The 17,247-nt window shown below is 35.4% G+C and carries 14 protein-coding genes and 1 pseudogene; 7 read left to right on the top strand and 8 right to left on the bottom strand.

The genetic code is table 11. The features are described from left to right. Positions 1–30 precede the first annotated feature (30 nt). Entirely contained in the window at positions 31–924 is an 894-nt protein-coding gene (gene gnd, locus OEV82_RS02705; protein ID WP_263060925.1) for a phosphogluconate dehydrogenase (NAD(+)-dependent, decarboxylating), read from the bottom strand. Between the two features lie 138 nt (positions 925–1,062). Here gnd and OEV82_RS02700 point away from each other — a divergent pair, with 138 nt between their 5' ends. After that, positions 1,063–1,911, top strand: coding sequence for a MurR/RpiR family transcriptional regulator (locus OEV82_RS02700; protein WP_173658920.1), 849 nt, complete (start codon positions 1,063–1,065; stop codon positions 1,909–1,911). Positions 1,912–1,957: 46 nt separating this feature from the next. On the opposite strand, the gene OEV82_RS02695 is transcribed toward OEV82_RS02700, so the two are convergent. The 4 genes from OEV82_RS02695 to OEV82_RS02680 all read right to left on the bottom strand — a co-directional run bounded on the left by OEV82_RS02695 (position 1,958) and on the right by OEV82_RS02680 (position 5,649). Continuing rightward, positions 1,958–3,289, bottom strand: a complete 1,332-nt coding sequence (locus OEV82_RS02695; protein WP_263060924.1) for a GntP family permease — start codon at positions 3,287–3,289, stop codon at positions 1,958–1,960. Positions 3,290–3,536: 247 nt separating this feature from the next. Further along, a complete protein-coding gene (locus OEV82_RS02690) occupies positions 3,537–3,914 on the bottom strand; it encodes a DUF3887 domain-containing protein (RefSeq protein ID WP_263060923.1) in 378 nt (125 codons plus the stop codon). Beyond that, positions 3,911–4,594 carry a YhfC family intramembrane metalloprotease gene (locus tag OEV82_RS02685; RefSeq protein WP_263060922.1) on the bottom strand — a complete coding sequence of 228 codons (684 nt, stop codon included), beginning with the start codon at positions 4,592–4,594 and terminating at the stop codon, positions 3,911–3,913. Before OEV82_RS02685 ends, OEV82_RS02690 begins: the two co-directional genes overlap by 4 nt. Before the next feature lie 260 nt (positions 4,595–4,854). Continuing rightward, the gene (locus OEV82_RS02680; protein WP_263060921.1) at positions 4,855–5,649 is read right to left on the bottom strand and encodes a GNAT family N-acetyltransferase; all 795 of its coding nucleotides are present in this window, start codon (positions 5,647–5,649) and stop codon (positions 4,855–4,857) included. Between the two features lie 831 nt (positions 5,650–6,480). Between OEV82_RS02680 and OEV82_RS02675 the strand changes: the two genes are divergently transcribed. The 3 genes from OEV82_RS02675 (at position 6,481) to OEV82_RS02665 (ending at position 9,490) form a co-directional block, all read left to right on the top strand. Beyond that, on the top strand, positions 6,481–7,308 hold the full coding sequence (locus tag OEV82_RS02675; RefSeq protein ID WP_263060920.1) for a glycine betaine ABC transporter substrate-binding protein: 828 nt from the start codon (positions 6,481–6,483) through the stop codon (positions 7,306–7,308). A 214-nt stretch (positions 7,309–7,522) separates the two neighbouring features. Further along, entirely contained in the window at positions 7,523–8,269 is a 747-nt protein-coding gene (locus tag OEV82_RS02670) for a GTP pyrophosphokinase (RefSeq protein ID WP_173661216.1), read from the top strand. Positions 8,270–8,647: 378 nt separating this feature from the next. Then, positions 8,648–9,490: an aldo/keto reductase gene (locus OEV82_RS02665; RefSeq protein WP_263060919.1), complete on the top strand. Its 843-nt coding sequence runs from the start codon at positions 8,648–8,650 to the stop codon at positions 9,488–9,490. 202 nt (positions 9,491–9,692) lie between these two features. On the opposite strand, the pseudogene OEV82_RS02660 reads toward OEV82_RS02665, so the two are convergent. Continuing rightward, positions 9,693–9,863, bottom strand: a pseudogene (locus OEV82_RS02660) (DUF4025 domain-containing protein); the annotation flags it as partial. Positions 9,864–10,091: 228 nt separating this feature from the next. On the opposite strand from OEV82_RS02660, the gene OEV82_RS02655 reads away from it, so the two are divergent. After that, positions 10,092–11,051, top strand: a complete 960-nt coding sequence (locus OEV82_RS02655) for an ABC transporter ATP-binding protein (RefSeq protein WP_263060918.1) — start codon at positions 10,092–10,094, stop codon at positions 11,049–11,051. Beyond that, positions 11,051–12,568 carry an ABC transporter permease/substrate-binding protein gene (locus OEV82_RS02650; RefSeq protein WP_263060917.1) on the top strand — a complete coding sequence of 506 codons (1,518 nt, stop codon included), beginning with the start codon at positions 11,051–11,053 and terminating at the stop codon, positions 12,566–12,568. The genes OEV82_RS02655 and OEV82_RS02650 overlap by 1 nt, the downstream gene beginning before the upstream one ends. Before the next feature lie 210 nt (positions 12,569–12,778). On the opposite strand, the gene OEV82_RS02645 is transcribed toward OEV82_RS02650, so the two are convergent. Further along, entirely contained in the window at positions 12,779–13,927 is a 1,149-nt protein-coding gene (locus tag OEV82_RS02645; protein WP_263060916.1) for an acyl-CoA dehydrogenase family protein, read from the bottom strand. Positions 13,928–14,144: 217 nt separating this feature from the next. On the opposite strand from OEV82_RS02645, the gene OEV82_RS02640 reads away from it, so the two are divergent. Beyond that, entirely contained in the window at positions 14,145–14,621 is a 477-nt protein-coding gene (locus OEV82_RS02640) for a metal-dependent hydrolase (RefSeq protein WP_263060915.1), read from the top strand. A 302-nt stretch (positions 14,622–14,923) separates the two neighbouring features. Here OEV82_RS02640 and OEV82_RS02635 read toward each other — a convergent pair whose 3' ends face one another. Beyond that, positions 14,924–16,984 (bottom strand): catalase, encoded by a 2,061-nt coding sequence (locus OEV82_RS02635; protein ID WP_173660678.1) that lies wholly within the window; start codon positions 16,982–16,984, stop codon positions 14,924–14,926. Between the last annotated feature and the right edge of the window lie 263 nt (positions 16,985–17,247).

Raw genomic sequence — 17,247 nt, 5'->3', positions numbered from 1 at the left:
ACCTTCATATAAAGTGAATCGTGTTTCTGTTTATTTTATAACATCATGACCACCAAATTGATTACGTAATGCAGCGACCACTTTGCCTGCAAACGTATCTTGTTCCAATGAGCGGTATCGCATAAGTAAAGAAAGTGTTATGACAGGTGCAGGGACCTCAAGATCCAATGCCGTCTCTACGGTCCATTTTCCTTCACCTGATGAGTGCATAATTCCTTTCATATCATCCAACTTCGCATCTTTTGCAAATGCTTGTTCAGTTAATTCCATTAGCCAAGAACGAATAACAGATCCATTATTCCAATTGCGTGCTACTTTCTCGAAATCATAATTAAACTCCGATTTATTTAAAATATCAAAACCTTCTGCAATAGATTGCATCATTCCATATTCAATCCCATTATGTACCATCTTTAAAAAATGCCCACTGCCGCTTTTCCCTGTATATAGGTACCCGTCTTTTACACATAAATCAGCGAATATCGGTTCAAGATAATCGAAGCCCTTCTTTTCTCCTCCAATCATCATACACGCCCCATTACGTGCTCCTGACATACCTCCGCTTGTACCGACATCCAATAATACAATACCTTTTTCCTTTAAATCTTCTGCTCGTGCCATTGATTCTTTATAATTAGAATTTCCGCCATCAATGATAATATCACCCGGCACCAATAATTCTTTCAGTTCATCAATGACATCCGAAGTAATTTTACCAGCAGGTACCATTACCCATACCACTTTTGGTTGTGGTAATGCTGAAACTAATTCCTTAAGTGTATGGACGCCTGTTGCCCCATCCTTAGTTATTTGCTCCACGGTGTTCCCATTTTTATCATAGGCAACAACATCATGTCCATGCTCTAATAAATTTAAGGCTAAATTGTATCCCATTTTTCCTAAACCGACTAACCCTATTTTCATAACTAAAAAACACCCTTTCAAATTTATTTCAAAACGAATACATTTATTAAAAAAATTTTTTTAATTAGATTTGATTATGATATAATCGTCCCATAAATATATTATGCAAACGCTTTTTTATATATAAGGAGGTTCAAAATGGAATCGAACTGTTTAAATAAAATCCGCTCTCACTATGCCCGTTTAAGTGATAAAGAGAAAAAAATTGCCGATTACATTTTAAATCAACCACAACTCGTCATACAACAAACCATTAACGATTTAGCAGAAAATTTACATGTTGCCGATGCGACCGTTTTCCGTTTCTGTAAACGAATTGGTTACAAAGGTTTTCAAGCAATGAAAATTGCATTAGCTGCTGAAATCAATCAACCAAACCAACCTATATATGAAGAAATAATCAATGAAACAGATGATGAAATTACAATCGCTAAAAAGGTTTTCCAATCAAACATGAATACACTAAAACGAACCGTTCATCTACTTGATGAACAGGCGATTAAACAAGCGGTCCGTTTTATACTAAATGCTGAACATGTCGCCTTTTTCGGTGTCGGTGGTTCATCGATTATCGCAATGGATGCATATCATAAATTTATGCGTGCTGGTATCAAATGTCATTCTAATTTTGATGCTCATATTCAATTAATGTCTGCCTCACAACTTACGAATAAGGATGTTGCTATCATCATTTCACATACTGGTTCAACAATCGATACAATCAATATTTTAAATGTAGCTAAGAAAAACGGCGTGAAAATTATCGGGATTACGGGATATCCAAAGTCACCGATTGCAAAAGAATCGGATGTTGTATTTTTTACGAGTTCGGAAGAAACAGAATATCGGTCCGAAGCTCTTTCCTCAAGAATTGGCGAGTTATCCATCATCGATGCATTATTTGTAAACATTATGATTCAAAATAAAAATAAGGCATTTCAGTCATTAACAAAGTTACGTGAAGCAATTTCTTTAATGAAAATGTAACTGATGTTGGAGCAATACATATAATCCCTCTATTCCAAGATTTTAACTAAACAAACAAATCTAGAATTAAAACGATAAAGAATGCTCCGAAAGACAAGATGGTTTCTAAAATGGTCCAAGTTTTAAACGTTTCTTTAATGTTTAACCCTAAATACTCTTTTACCATCCAGAAACCTGCATCATTAACGTGGGAAAACATTAAAGAACCAGCACCCGTTGCGATGACGAGTAATTCTAAGTTAACACCAGACATTCCCGCAATTATTGGGGATACAATACCAGCTGCGGTCGTTAAGGCAACTGTAGCTGACCCCGTCGCTATCCGAATTAGACCAGCAATAACAAAAGCCATCACTAATGGTGATAGATTTAGAGCTTGTGACATTTCGCCTATGACATTTCCAATACCACTGTCGATTAAAATTTGTTTAAAACCACCACCAGCTCCAACAATTAATACAATTGAAGAAACCGGTAATAAACAATCTTCAATAAGTTTTTGGATCATCTTTTTATCCATTCCATTGCGGAAACCTAATAACCAAAAAGCGACAAATACCGAAATGAGCATGGCAACCAATGGACTACCAATTAATTCCAAAAAACTTATAACATGATCATTGACAGGAAGATACGGTGCAAATGTACCGAATAGCATTAAAATAACTGGAAGTAGAATGGTTAAAAATGAAACTCCAACACTAGGCATTTTTCGGTTATCAAATTGATCATCTACTTTAATTAAGGTTGGTTCCCCTTCCGGAATAACCTTTTTTTCTGCCCACTTCGCAAACAAAGGTCCACCTAATATTCCTGCTGGTAAAGCAATAACGAGGGAATATAATAATACCTTTCCAAGATCTGCCTCATATATTCCAATGGCAGCTAACGCCCCTGGATGAGGAGGAACGAGTCCATGAACGATGGATAATCCTGCTATCGCAGGGAGACCTACCCTTAATATATTCTGCTTTGAAGCTTTTGTAATTGATATGACAAGAGGTAATAGAATAAGAATACCAACTTCGAAGAAGACAGGTATACCAATAATAAAACCAGAAATAAACATGGCCCATGGAAGTCGCTTTTCTCCAAAGGTGCGAATAAAAAATTGAGCAATAACAAGACCAGCACCTGATTCCGCTAGCATTTTCCCTAAGATCGTTCCAAGTGCAATAATTCCGATTAAGTGCCCAAGTGTACCGCCAACCCCATCTTCATAAGCGCTTACAATTTGGGCAAAGTCCATTCCAGAAAAAATTGCTAAAAATAAACTAGCCAATAGTAAACTTATAAATGCATGCCATTTAAAATATGAAACTCCGACTATAACAATAAGAATAGCAATCAACGTAATCAATAATAAATATATTTCCACTTTTCAAAACTCCTTCCAAATGTTCATTAAATCATACATTCATTATATGGAAAAAAATTTCTCGTGTAAACCCTTACACAAGAAAAAATATTTCTTGCGAAGATGAAGGGCGATCCTTTCTACATGTTATATAGTATAAAAATATCCACTATCATTATGGTTAAATACTAACAAAAACGCCTGAACATATAAGTCCAAGCGTTCTGCATACTGTTTTATGATATTAACTTCCAACTCACAAGGATATCTAGCGAACATATAACCCTGCTATTTCATCATGATCATTAAATGAAATCGTATATACCCGATCTTCATTACTGTATTTTGCAACTAGGACAACAACATAAAAACCATCTTGTTCTTCCACCGTAGATTTATCAAACGTTTCAAATTCACCGGATTTTTCGATAACAGTTTTTAATTGTCCCATCTGTTCTACTGGTAAGGCGTTTTTCATTGTTTCATCAAATTGATGATAAACCTCTTCATATGAACCATCATTTAATAGCTTAACAACTTCTTCTGCCTTAGGAACATATTTTTCCATTAAACTTGTATCATTACTTCCACAGGCAACGAGACCAACCAGCAAGAAAATACTTAATAAAAATATAGTTTTTTTCATTCGAATATCCCCTTTCTTTTAATCCAAATTGTATAACTGAATACCGCTAATGCGACAACGGCAAGCACCACTTCTATCACAACAACAGCATCATCTGCTGATATATATAAAGGTAAGATGCCGACTATCGCATTGACTACAGTATGAGTTAATATTGCAACAAGTATATATACTATTTTTCGTTGAACAACCGCCTGTAACACTATGATTGAAAGACCAATATGTAAAATGATCGCAAAGAAACGTTCAACCCCTCCGATAAAAAATGGCGCCCCAAATGGATTGAAAGTCGCTGTGAATGCGTATTTTAATACAGGTATCCCAACAAATATCAGGGCTTCAATACTCCCGTGACCTATACCAAAAAGAAAACCTGACTGCCACTCCCGTTGTTTCATGAAAAATCGCATTGCAACAAATCGAGCAGTTTCCTCAAACAGTCCTGCTGTTAAGCCAAGAAAAGTTGCAAAAAGAAAAGGATGAGAAAGGCTGAAAAATATATAATCAGTACTATTTCTATCTAGAAAGTCAAGTAAAGGTATACGCAACATCACTTGTGATACAACAAAAGCTACCATTCCTAATAAAAATGGAATTAATCGTCTTTTTTTACATGCATAAAGAAACGCCATAATTGGTATGCCAACACTGATAAGGATGGCAAATGCTAAGCCTAACAATCAAATCACATCCTAAGATTACTCTTTATAAATATGAAAGTGAGCTTCCCATATTCATTTCAATAGCTTCATTTTTAAGAAAAGCTTAAATAACATCTTTATATAAAAACGAAATGGACATAAAAAAGTTTCATTTATCTTTTTCTATCTTAAATGATGTAGAAAAAACGCTTGGATATTCCAAGCGTTTTTGTTTGCAGGAAATCTGTTATTTTTAGTTGAAACACTTATGAACAAACTTTTTGTAAAATAGCCCAATGTTATTTATAACGGATCATCGTCCACATTCCGATATCTTCAAAACCTAAACGTTTATAAATTTTTCCGGCCTTCGGACTATCATAAAATAAACAAAGTGTTTTCCCTTCTGCTATTAAGTCACTACAAAGTTTTTCCATACAACGAGTAGCATATCCTCTTCTTTCATATCCTGGCCGTGTGCCAACTGAAACGATCATTGCTGATTGGGAGTTCTCAGCTGTTGATGATGCTGTAGAAACCATAACACCTTCTTCATTACGAATGATATATGTTCTTCCCGTTTTATGTTGCTCAGCTCGTTTTCTGGATTCAACACTTATATTCCCATAGGCAAATTCCGGTATTGAACGCAACAAGTTAATATTTTCCTCATATTCGGACGGTTGTAAGTAGGTTACTTGTTGTAACAGGTCTCGATTTATCTCATAATTTAACTTTGTACATTTCGTATAATACATTTCTCTATCTTCTTTAATTTCCCGATTAATTAACTTACGTAACGGATCAATTAAGTGCTTTAAACCACTAATTTCTATCGGATTCGGATTGCTATTAATGATTTTTGCAAATCCTTTAACATCATATGTTTGTTCACTATACGGGATATAATTATTGTTATAACGTAATAAAACGGCGATTAACTTATCATCATTAAATTGACCCCAAAGTTCTTGATACTCGGACTCATAACCGTAGGCTTCAATATCACCGATGATAAATAAATTTTCAGCTGGTTTTTTACCGACAAGTTCCATAACCACTTCATGATCATTTTGTGTTAATTTACGTATCATATTACTCCCCCTTGCCCCCTTCTAGACTTGAACATCAAGTACTAATTTTGTGTTAAATATTTCTTCTTATTATACTGAGAAATTAAAAGAATGGTAGAAAAATTCCATATTAACTGCATCAAACATATCCTCACGTAGTTTTATAGTACCTTTTGCAACTTTATCCCCGCTTCTTTGATGGAATGTTGAAAAAACAAAAATTCCTGATTACCATCTTTTATTCTCAATATATAACCATTAACTTTTGCTTAGAGACATTCACAAACACCTTATCATCATGGCTGAATTAAATTTCTTTTTATTATAATGCATATTCTGATTTATTAAAATATTTTTCTTGAAATTATCAGCTCACTTAAATCTATATTTAGACATTGGATTGACGCATTTAAAAAGGGATATAACATAATCAAACTAGTTGCATCGGCAAATTTGTTTATCGAAGATATTCGTTTTATTTATGACTCAAGGCTTTTTAAAAACGAATGATTCCCATTGAATAATCAAACAGATTGGAGAAGTTTTACTTATAGGGCTAGGAATAAATGAAAACTGGAAAAACTTGACTAAATTCGATAAGAAATCACCGAAACAAGTTGGAATTATAACCATTACTATCGTTTAAACTTCACTACCTATCATAACCCCGCTATATTAGCTAAGATCGTATGAAATGGGCTTTGAGCCTATGATTAATTTTATTTATAATAAACCCATTGGTTTGGTAAATACTATGTTATAAATTATATTGAGAGGGTGTTTACAATTTTAAAAAATTCATTTTTCAAAAAAATAATAACCTTTTCAAGCATTGTTTTTCTCCTATTGCTTATGGGTTGTCAAAGCAGTTCTAACGGGGGAACGAATAAGGAATCGGAAATCACAGAAATCGTCGGTATTGAACCAGGTTCGGGAACAATGAAAATTGCAGAAGAAACAATTGAAGCATACAATCTTGATTTAAAATTGTTACCGAGCTCAGAACCAGCAATGCTTACGGAATTGAGAAATGCCATTAAAAAAGAAGAGCCGATCGTCGTCACGTTATGGCAACCGCACTGGATTTTTACAGAATATGATTTAAAATTCTTGGAAGACCCGAAAGGAACCCTTGGTGCTTCTGAAAATATACATACAATGGTTCGATTAGGGTTAAAAGATGATCATCCTTCCGCTTATCAATTTTTAGATAACTTCTACTGGGAAGTAGATGATATGAATGAAGTTATGTCGAAATTTGGAAAAGATGAAAGTGTCGAACCACGTGATGCCGCTCTGGAATGGATTGAAAAAAATCGAGATCGTGTCAATAAGTGGATAGAAGGAATTAAGCCGGTTCATAACGAGACGATCAAGCTAGCTTATACTAATTATGAAACAGAAATTGCTTCAACCAATGTCGTCACACTTATTTTGGAAGAATTAGGTTACAATGTTGAATTAACACCACTTGATATGGGAATTGCCTTTGAAAGTCTAGCGAATGGTGAAATTGACGGCATGTTGATCGCATGGTTGCCAGTTGGTGCCGCTTCTTATGCTGAACAGTACAAAGGTCAAATCGACGATCTTGGACCGAACCTTGAAGGGGCTCAACAAGGTTTTGTCGTTCCAACTTACATGGATATTGACAGTATCGAAGATTTACCAACGAAATAAGAACAAATTGACATATTGATTTCCAATTGTCTTAGGGTAGGAATTCATAGCCGAATTCTTACCCTTTTTACTACCTCTACATCCATTAATTATAACTAGGACATATACATGAAATGATTCCTTAATAATTTTTTCACATTTTTATGCAATAATATCTCTTGAAAAGTGAATACAAACTTACTTTCTATTTTAATAGAGAAAGGAAAAATAAACTATGCAAGCAGAAAAAGTGTTGAATAAAGAATTTGTTGAAAATCTACGAGAGCAATTTACAAGGTTTGGTCTAGTCTATAAATTTGCTTTAGAAGAAATAAGTACGAAAGTAAATATTTTAAAAGATGAATTCCGTTTAATTCATGATTATAATCCGATTGAACATGTAAATACCCGAATAAAATCTGCCGAAAGTTTAATAAGAAAGATTCAAAAGAAAAATATCCCCTTTTCACTAGAAGCAATAAAAGAAAATATCCGAGATATTGCTGGAATTCGTATTATCTGCTCTTTTGTATCTGATATTTACCGTATCAGTGAAATGATTCAAGCTCAATCGGATATCGAAGTCGTAGAAGTGAAAGATTATATTAAAAATCCAAAACCCAATGGCTATCAAAGCTTACATATTGTGATGAAAATCCCTGTTTTTATGTCTGATCGAGTGGAACGTGTCTTTGTAGAGATGCAAATTCGAACAATTGCAATGGACTTTTGGGCAAGTTTAGAACACAAAATTTATTATAAATACAATAAACAAATTCCAGAACATTTAACAAAACAATTAAAAGAAGCGGCTGATACAGTTGCAGAACTCGATCGAAAAATGGAGGATATAAATAACGAAATCAATATTCTAAAGGAAAATGACAAGTCTTCTGAAATGGAAGCTCTACTTTTAAATCCGAGAGATTTATTGTTAAAGATGATTAAGAATATTGACGTGACAGGAAATTACGACATGTAAATAATTTTATGGTTGTACAGAAAGTCCGCTTTTGGGGATAATGGTTCGGTACGTTGGCGAACACGCTGCCAATGGCATAGTCTCAGCCACTACATGAGTGCAAACGCGTTTGCGAGTTCCTCGACTCGTGTGCCTGGCGCTTACGCTGTCGGTCACAAAATTTTTTGCTGTTTCCGCTCGATTTGCGGTCAACTCTCTTTAAAAAGCCCGTTTATAAAAAAATCTATGAGCTACTGTCAGTATGGAAAATGATTGGATTGGACTTAATTAGAGGTACAAAATTACAATCAGCTTCTATACGATCCGTATTTGCGATTTTCTTTCTTATCGTCTATTGCCAAATTATGGTATTCTATAATCGAAAGGAGTGTTGTGTTCATGGTTCATTCAATTCCAGAGTTTACACTAAATGATGGACTAAAATTGCCTGCAATTGGTTTAGGCACATATCAATTGAAAGGAATAGACGGGGTTCGTGCGATCACAAATGCGATCGATATCGGATATCGTTTACTTGATTCTGCATACAACTATGAAAATGAAGGTACGGTAGGTGAGGCCGTTCGTCGCAGTTCAGTGCCTAGAGAACAATTGTTTATTACTTCGAAACTTCCAGGGCGTTATCATGAATATGATCTAGCTGTAACTGCAATCCAAGAATCCCTGTACCGTGCCAATTTAGATTATTATGATTTATATTTAATTCATTGGCCAAACCCGAAACAAGGAAAATTTATAGAAGCTTGGCAAGCTTTAATAGATGCCAAAAAATGGGGACTAATTCGTTCGATCGGAGTTTGTAACTTCTTACCGGAGCACATTGAACAGTTAGAAAAAGAAACCGGTGTCAAACCGAGCATTAATCAAATCGAACTCCATCCATACTTTAATCAAGCTGAACAAAGAAAGTGGCATGCCGAACATCATATTCAAACTCAATCTTGGAGTCCGCTTTTCCGAGGCGTTGAATTACTTGAAAATGATACATTACAAACCATCGCCAAAAAGTACAATAAAACTGTTGCTCAAGTCATTTTACGTTGGCACTACCAACTAGGTTCTATCGCGATTCCAAAATCCGCATCTTTTGAGCGACAAAAAGAAAATATAGAGATCTTTGACTTTGAATTAAATGAAACCGATATGGAAACAATCTCTAGTTTTAGTCGTCCTGATGGTAGACGAAAAAATCAAGATCCAGCTGTTTATGAAGAGTTTTAACGAATATGGGTTCCAAATTTTCTCTACGAAAATTTATGGAACCCATTCCTCTGTTATTAAATAATTGGAAGATCGTCTTATGCCCATCATTTTAATTATTCTTCTGATCCTACTGTAGAATAATTTTTTTCTCACAAATGTCGATCAAATGTTTTTTTGGAAATAGAAAAAAGTCAACAAATCTCTATTGACTCATTTATTATCACTCACTCTTATCCTCATCGAGCAACTGATCAACCGTACCAGTTGTATAGTTGTCGCTAACTTGTTCATGAGTTTCTGCAAGCCCCTTTTCAACCTGAGTAGATCCTTGATAATAAGATGGGTGATAAAAACTTCCACCAACTTCTGTTACATTCCTATTTTTTAAATTTTTATCCTTTTTAATTGGATATCCCTCCCTTCCTGCCATTAGTATTTCAATTTCAACCCATTTTATTTGTTTTTTACATATAAATGATTAACTTTTATTCGTATTTCTCTATGTATGTATCGTTTATAAATATAAACCCACGATCTTCCCGTTTCTTTTGACGATTCGTGTCGATTGTGTAAAAATAGAAGAAAATTCTTGAGGCATGAATGAATAAAGGAGAATTTTATGATTCGTTTTGAAAATGTAGCAAAGAAATATGAACATGGTTCCTATGCAGTCAAGCCTTTAAATATGGAAATTCAAGCCAGTGAACTTTTCGTTATTATCGGTCCAAGCGGTTCGGGTAAAACGACAACTTTGAAAATGATCAATCGATTAGTGCCAATGACCGAAGGAAAGATCCTAATCGAAAATCAAAATATTCTCGAATACGATATAAATGAACTCCGTTGGAATATAGGCTATGTGCTTCAAGATATTGCACTTTTTCCCCATATGACGATTGAAGAGAATATTGCAATTGTTCCAGAACTTAAAAATTGGGAGAAAGCCCGTATTCAACATCGGATAACCGAACTATTGGATATGGTTGGATTAGATCCAGATGAATATCGAAATAGAAAACCGCACCAATTGTCGGGTGGAGAACAACAACGGGTTGGGGTCATTCGCGCTTTGGCTGGTGACCCGAAAATCATTTTGATGGACGAGCCATTTTCTGCACTTGATCCAATCAGTAGAACGAAGTTACAAGATGATATTTTAAAATTGTATAGTAACATACAAAAGACGATTGTATTTGTCACCCACGATATGAATGAAGCGTTGAAACTAGCGACACGTATTTGCGTTATGAAAGATGGAGAAGTTCAACAAATCGGAACACCTGAAGAAATCCTCAACCAACCAGCAAACGATTTTGTTAAAACATTTGTTGGTACCCCAAAGCGTGTTTCAAACCCGATTGTCGAATTAGACCCGATCATTCAATTGACTGACACAAGCAAAGATTTGAATCCAGAATTCGCGCTTTCAAAGTCATGTGACTTAAAAACGATTGTTGACCGTCTGGCATATACAGATGAATTGCCGGTTGAAAATAACGGTGAAATTATTGGAACGATTAATCGCGCATCATTTTACAAGTTAATGTCCAAACGCTTAAATGAAAGCGAGGAAGTATGATGATTCATTTTGTTCAATCTATAGAAAAAAGACAAGACGAACTTATTGTAGCGCTTGTCGAACATATCAGTATTTCCCTAATATCATTATTGATAGCAGTAATCATCGCGCTTCCTCTTGGAATTTTTTTAACAAGACATGAGAAATTTGCAGGACCTGTCATTGGTATCACTTCTGTACTTCAAACCATACCTTCCCTTGCACTTTTAGGATTAATGATACCGTTAGTAGGTATTGGCAAAATTCCTGCGGTGATTGCGTTAGTCATATATGCCTTACTGCCAATTGTTCATAACACTTATACCGGGATTAAAGAAATAAATACCTCGTTAATAGAAGCAGCGACGGCAATGGGAATGAATAGTCGGAAACGCTTGTTAAAAGTTGAATTACCTTTGGCCATGCCAGTTATAATGGCAGGGATACGAACAGCGATGGTGTTAATCATCGGTACGGCAACATTAGCAGCCTTTATCGGCGGTGGTGGACTTGGTGATTTAATTTTACTTGGTATAGATCGAAATAATACTTCACTAATTTTACTAGGGGCTATCCCAGCTGCCCTATTAGCTATTTTATTTGATTTCATGCTTAAGAAAATGGAAAAACTTTCAATGAAACGAATTATACAAATCGTGGGCAGCTTTTTCGTTTTAGTTGGATTAATCGGTATGATCTCATTTTTTAATAATAAAAATGATGATACTCTTGTCATTGCGGGAAAACTTGGCGCTGAACCCGAGATTCTGATTAATATGTATAAAATTTTAATTGAAGATGAAACCGATCTTCAAGTTCGATTGGAACCCGGTTTCGGAAAAACGTCCTTTGTATTCAGTGCACTAAAATCTGGTGAGATTGATCTATATCCTGAATTTTCCGGTACCATCATAACAGAGTTTTTAAAGGAATCAGCGGTAAGTACTGATCGTCGAGAAGTCTACGAACAAGCAAAAGAAGGAATTTTAGAACAGTTTGATATGGTGTTGTTAAAGCCAATGCAATACAATAATACATATGCCTTGGCGGTACCTAAAGATTTTGCCAACAAGCATCAAATTGAAATGATTTCAGACTTAAAACGTGTGGAAAATGAAATTCAGGCTGGTTTTACGTTGGAATTTAATGACCGAGAAGATGGTTACAAGGGAATCCAAGAACTTTACGGATTAAGTTTTCCTAATGTGAAAACGATGGAACCAAATTTACGCTATCAGGCAATTGAAACGGGTGATATAAATTTAGTCGATGCATATTCAACAGATAGTGAGTTAGCCCAATATCATTTAAAAGTATTGGAGGATGATTTAGGACTATTCCCACCTTATCAAGGGGCACCATTGATGCTCAGCCAAACGGCTGAAAAATACCCAGAAGTGGTTGATGCTTTAAATAAATTAGCAGGAAAAATTACGGACGAAGAAATGCGGAACATGAACTATATGGTAAATGTAGAAGGAAAATCGGCTTATGATGTTGCAAGAACTTATTTAATGGATCAAGGGATCATCGATTAAAATTAGGGAAAAGGCCAATCTCATTTACAAGGAGTGGCCAGTTCCCTTTTTTTATTAACGATAACTCAATAGCAATCCAATCCGTATTCCCCATTCGGTTGAGTCCATTAGATTTAAATAAATTTTTCCAATAATTTAGAGCACTTATGGAAAAGCTCAAGCATAAATAACGTACAAAAAATAGCATCATTATCCCCATACTATCGTACGTTAATGATCTAATACATCCTTCGCTAGATTATAAAGTATCATATCATCAGAAGGTGGATTGTGAAGACCCGCACGTACATCGCGAAAATATCGCTGAAGTGGATTTTTTGCAGAAAGGCTTCGCGCTCCAACTATACGCATAGCTAAATCTACAATTTTATTTGCACTGTTCGTTGCAATATGTTTAACAGCAGCAAGTTCTGAACCCATCTTCCTTCGTTCTTCTGGTTGTTCCACCCATTTTCTAGCAACCGAATACAATAATTCACGAGCCTTAAACAATTCCAGCTCCATTTCCCCTACTTTTCTCCTTACTTCTGGTACTTCTTTTATCGGACCTGATAAAGTATTTGGTTTATATTCTGAGGCAAATTGTATTGCATAATCTCTTGCTGATGAAGCAATACCAATATAGCAAGCAGGAATTTGTAACATCCATCCCTTTGGGTAGTTCTTTTTCGATCTATCTTCTACATGTAACAAAGCATCTTCCGGTACAAGTACATCATTTAAAATGAGATCATCACTTTTAGTTCCTCTCATTGCAATACTATCCCACGTTTCCTCTATGTGAACACCTTCTGTTTCTTTTTCTACTAAGATTAAACCAATTTTTCCCGAATGATTGACATCAACGGTAACAAGGTAATAATCTAAAGCAACCGCCATAGACGTGAAAGCTTTTTTTCCATTTATACGCCAATTATTTTTTTCTTTTATGGCCGTTGTCGTCGGCACTCCACCTCGAGAAGGACTTCCTGTTGCCCGTTCTGATGAAGCCGTATTAATAAGGGCTTTATGTTTTACAATCAATTCACAAAGCTTAGCAAAACTCTCTTTTCGCCAACTCCGATTTTCACTTTGTTCAAGGATAATACCAAGATGCCAACCTAATGATAGAGCCGTTGAACCATCTCCTTTCGCAATTTGTTCAATCACTTTTAAATAGTCTAGTAGATTTAAACCATAGCCGCCATACTCTTTAGGTACCGTTAATGCAAGAAAGCCGTTCTGTTTTAAGTCTGCAAAGTTTTCATATGGAAATGTTCCATTTGTATCATATATTGCAGCTCTTTCTTTAAATACGGTGGCCAGTTCTTCCGCTTTTTTAATAAAGTTTTGTTGATCTTTTCTAGTAAAACGTTCCATCCATTATCCCATCCTCTAAATTTTTTTATATTTCAAATTTATACATAACATTATAACATTAATCGCCATACTGACGATGGAAATTCGCAATGTTTATTGTAAATAGACAAAATCCCTAATCTTTATATTTCTATAAAATTTATGTACTTCTTGATCCTACTTTAATTGAATGATAGTCTATATCAGTATCAACTTACTTTCATTTGGAGGAAAAAACATGCAGGGGAACACACACATACTTGGCGGAATAGCAACAGGAACCATTTATCTTCATTACGTAGGGCCCGTCGATGGTGAGGTGCTCTTTTTTAGTGGATTAATGTTCGGTGCACTATTACCCGATATTGACCATAAAAGTTCAAAGATTGGTAGAGCTGTTCCACTTATTGATAACATCATCAGTTCAGCTTTCGGCCACCGAACATTTACGCACAGTTTACTAATTTTATTATTAGGATATTGGTTGTTTCAAACGATATCTCTTCCCGTATCATTAGAATTGGGTATACTGCTTGGCATGGTAAATCATATTTTACTTGATATGTTAACTGTAGATGGGGTCAAGTTTTTATGGCCGTTCAAAGTTCGTGTGGGCATTCCCGTTGGAGTTAAAAGCGGAGGTCCATTTGAACAGGCATTGATCGTTTTCTTCGTTATCATGATTGGGTACTTTGGTTATCAAATTTATTTTTGATACATATTTTTCTTACAAGTCCATTAATTTCACCTTATTTAGTGAAAAAATGAGCCAAACTATGCTTCAAACGAACTGAACAGCCTAAAAATTGAACGAGTTTGTGCGAATTTTAATTTATAACGTGCGAAAGCCACAAAATATGTTCGAAAATTAATGAAATGTGTGCGAAAATCACAAAAAGTGTGCGGAACTTGAAATTTGTGTGCGATCTACTAACTTTTTGTGCGATTTACGATTGTGCCAATTAAAAAAGGAGGTGATCTCCTCCTTTTTTGAAAATCAAGCTTTCCCATAAATATCTATCTTCTATCCCAGAAGCGTTGTGTAGCAATAGCTTGAAGGAAATCCCTTTCAAAGTTTGGATTACCTGATGCAAATACAACACCTGCTAAATTATTTTTTGAGGAACGACGGATATAGGATTGACCAGTTGAGGCTACTCCAATCGGTTTAAAATGTGAGTAGGCATGTTGCACATAATCAAATACGTTTTGCATAAATCCTGCTTGGTTTTGAGCATTTCCACCTACAATATAAACAGAATCAAATAAATATGGACTCGCCGTAATAAATGTGTGGGTAACTTCTATTTTCGTTCCATCATCTCCTATGACAGAACCCAGTTTATCACTGACAATATCTACCCAAACACCATTATTTTTCAAAAATTCAATGGTGTCCTTTACTTCTTTCCCGTTAAAACCATCTCCAATTACTACACCAACCCATTGGGTTTGTGCATATTTCGGAGTATTTTCTTGACTTAGTGAAGGATAGCTTGTTGAAACAGGAACATGGTTACCACTTGGACGACTAACCCCTATATTATCTGCAACAATATCAGCGAGGCCTTTATCCACATTGACTAATAAATCGACGTTTCTTTGGCGTACTGATTCACTTACTACTTTACCAAGTTGGTAACTAAATCCATCTATCGTATGTTGTTTTTCTATTGGTGTTAAGCTATTCCAAAAAATTCGTACTTGCGAAAAGACATCATCAAATGATTTGCTGCGCCATCTGCCGACTCGTCCTTCGACTCGTTTCGGATACTCGAGATAGCCGCCTTTTTGTGGTGGTGTCGTGTACGGTGTATTATTGGCAAGCTCATTATTTCGGTAGTTGACATGGTCAACATCAATCCGATACCGCATATATCCACGACGTGTATTGTTATGGAATGGACAAAGTGGTTTATTTATCGGCAATTCATCGTAATTGGCGCTACCAAGTCGATGATGTTGTGTATCACGATAGGCAAATAAACGACCTTGTAATACCGGATCATTAGAAAAATCAATACCTGGAACTACGTTGGCTGGGTTGAATGCAACCATTTCGGATTCTGTATGGTAATTTTCAATGTTTCGATTTAATGTCAACTTTCCAACTTTTTGAACAGGAATTAATTCTTCTGGCCAAAACTTTGCAGGATCAAGAATATCGAAATCATACTTAAATTCATCTTCCATCGGAATGAGCTGAACACCTAATTCATATTCAGGATATTGTCCAGCATCAATAGCTCTACGTAAATCTTTACGATGATAATCAGGATCGATACCTCCAAGTTTTATTGCTTCATCTTGTAGTAATGAATGAACACCAAGAACAGGTTTCCAAACAAAACGTACAAAGGTCGCAACGTTCTGTTCATTCACAAATAAATAAGTATTGATGGACCAAGACTCCATCATTCGATAACTTCTTAAAATGCCACGTGGAGACATAATCCACGTCACCATATGGAGTGATTCTGGGTTACTTGCAACATAGTCCCAAAACCGATCATGAGCTCCTGTACCAGTAGGGATGTCATCGTCTTGCTTCGATTGATACGCATGAATCACATCTGGGAATTTCATCGGATCCTGTACAATAAGAACAGGCATTGCAATTGTTGTTAGGTCGTAGTTCCCTTCCTCTGTATAAAACTTAACTCCTTTACATCGTAAATCTCTTACTGTATCATAAGAACCCTTTGGTCCTTGTACAGTAGAAAAACGACAAGTAACAGGCGTCTTTTTTCCAGCTTCCTGTAAAAAACAGGCCTTAGTGACATGCTTCATAGATTGATAACATTCAAACTCTCCGTGGGCACTATATCCCCTTGCATGCACAACTCGTTCTGGAATCTCTTCCCTGCTAAAATGACCGAATTTTTCAAAGTAGTACCAATCCTGCATTAACCCTGGGCCACGTTCACCTGCTTTTAAAATTTCACTATCATTTGCAAATTTTAAATCTTGTTTTGTTGTTAACGGTTTTCCAGTATTTTGGATGCGATATTTATTTAATTGCTGTTGTTTTGCATCATCATTAACTTGCTTCTTATTTCTTGAATTTTTCTCGTCCATGTTTCTCACCCGCCTCAATAGTTTTAATCCATTTATATACTTATGAAAGTTTTTATCATTTAGAACAATGGACTAGCTATGATGTTTCATTGTGATATAAATGGATAGCACCACGGCTCTAATGATAATGAAAAGAAGATTGGCGGTCCGCTTCACAAGTAGAATCACTAAATTAACTTGTATAAAAAGTAACATGATTTACTAATCACTGGTGGTTTGGTTCAAGGTTCCAAAAGTAAATGTTTCGCATATAACCTATAGTG

Source organism: Pallidibacillus thermolactis (assembly GCF_025660415.1).
Taxonomy (GTDB): domain Bacteria; phylum Bacillota; class Bacilli; order Bacillales; family Caldibacillaceae; genus Pallidibacillus; species Pallidibacillus thermolactis.
Note: the sequence above shows the minus strand (reverse complement) of the source record. Positions and strands in the feature narration are given on the sequence as shown.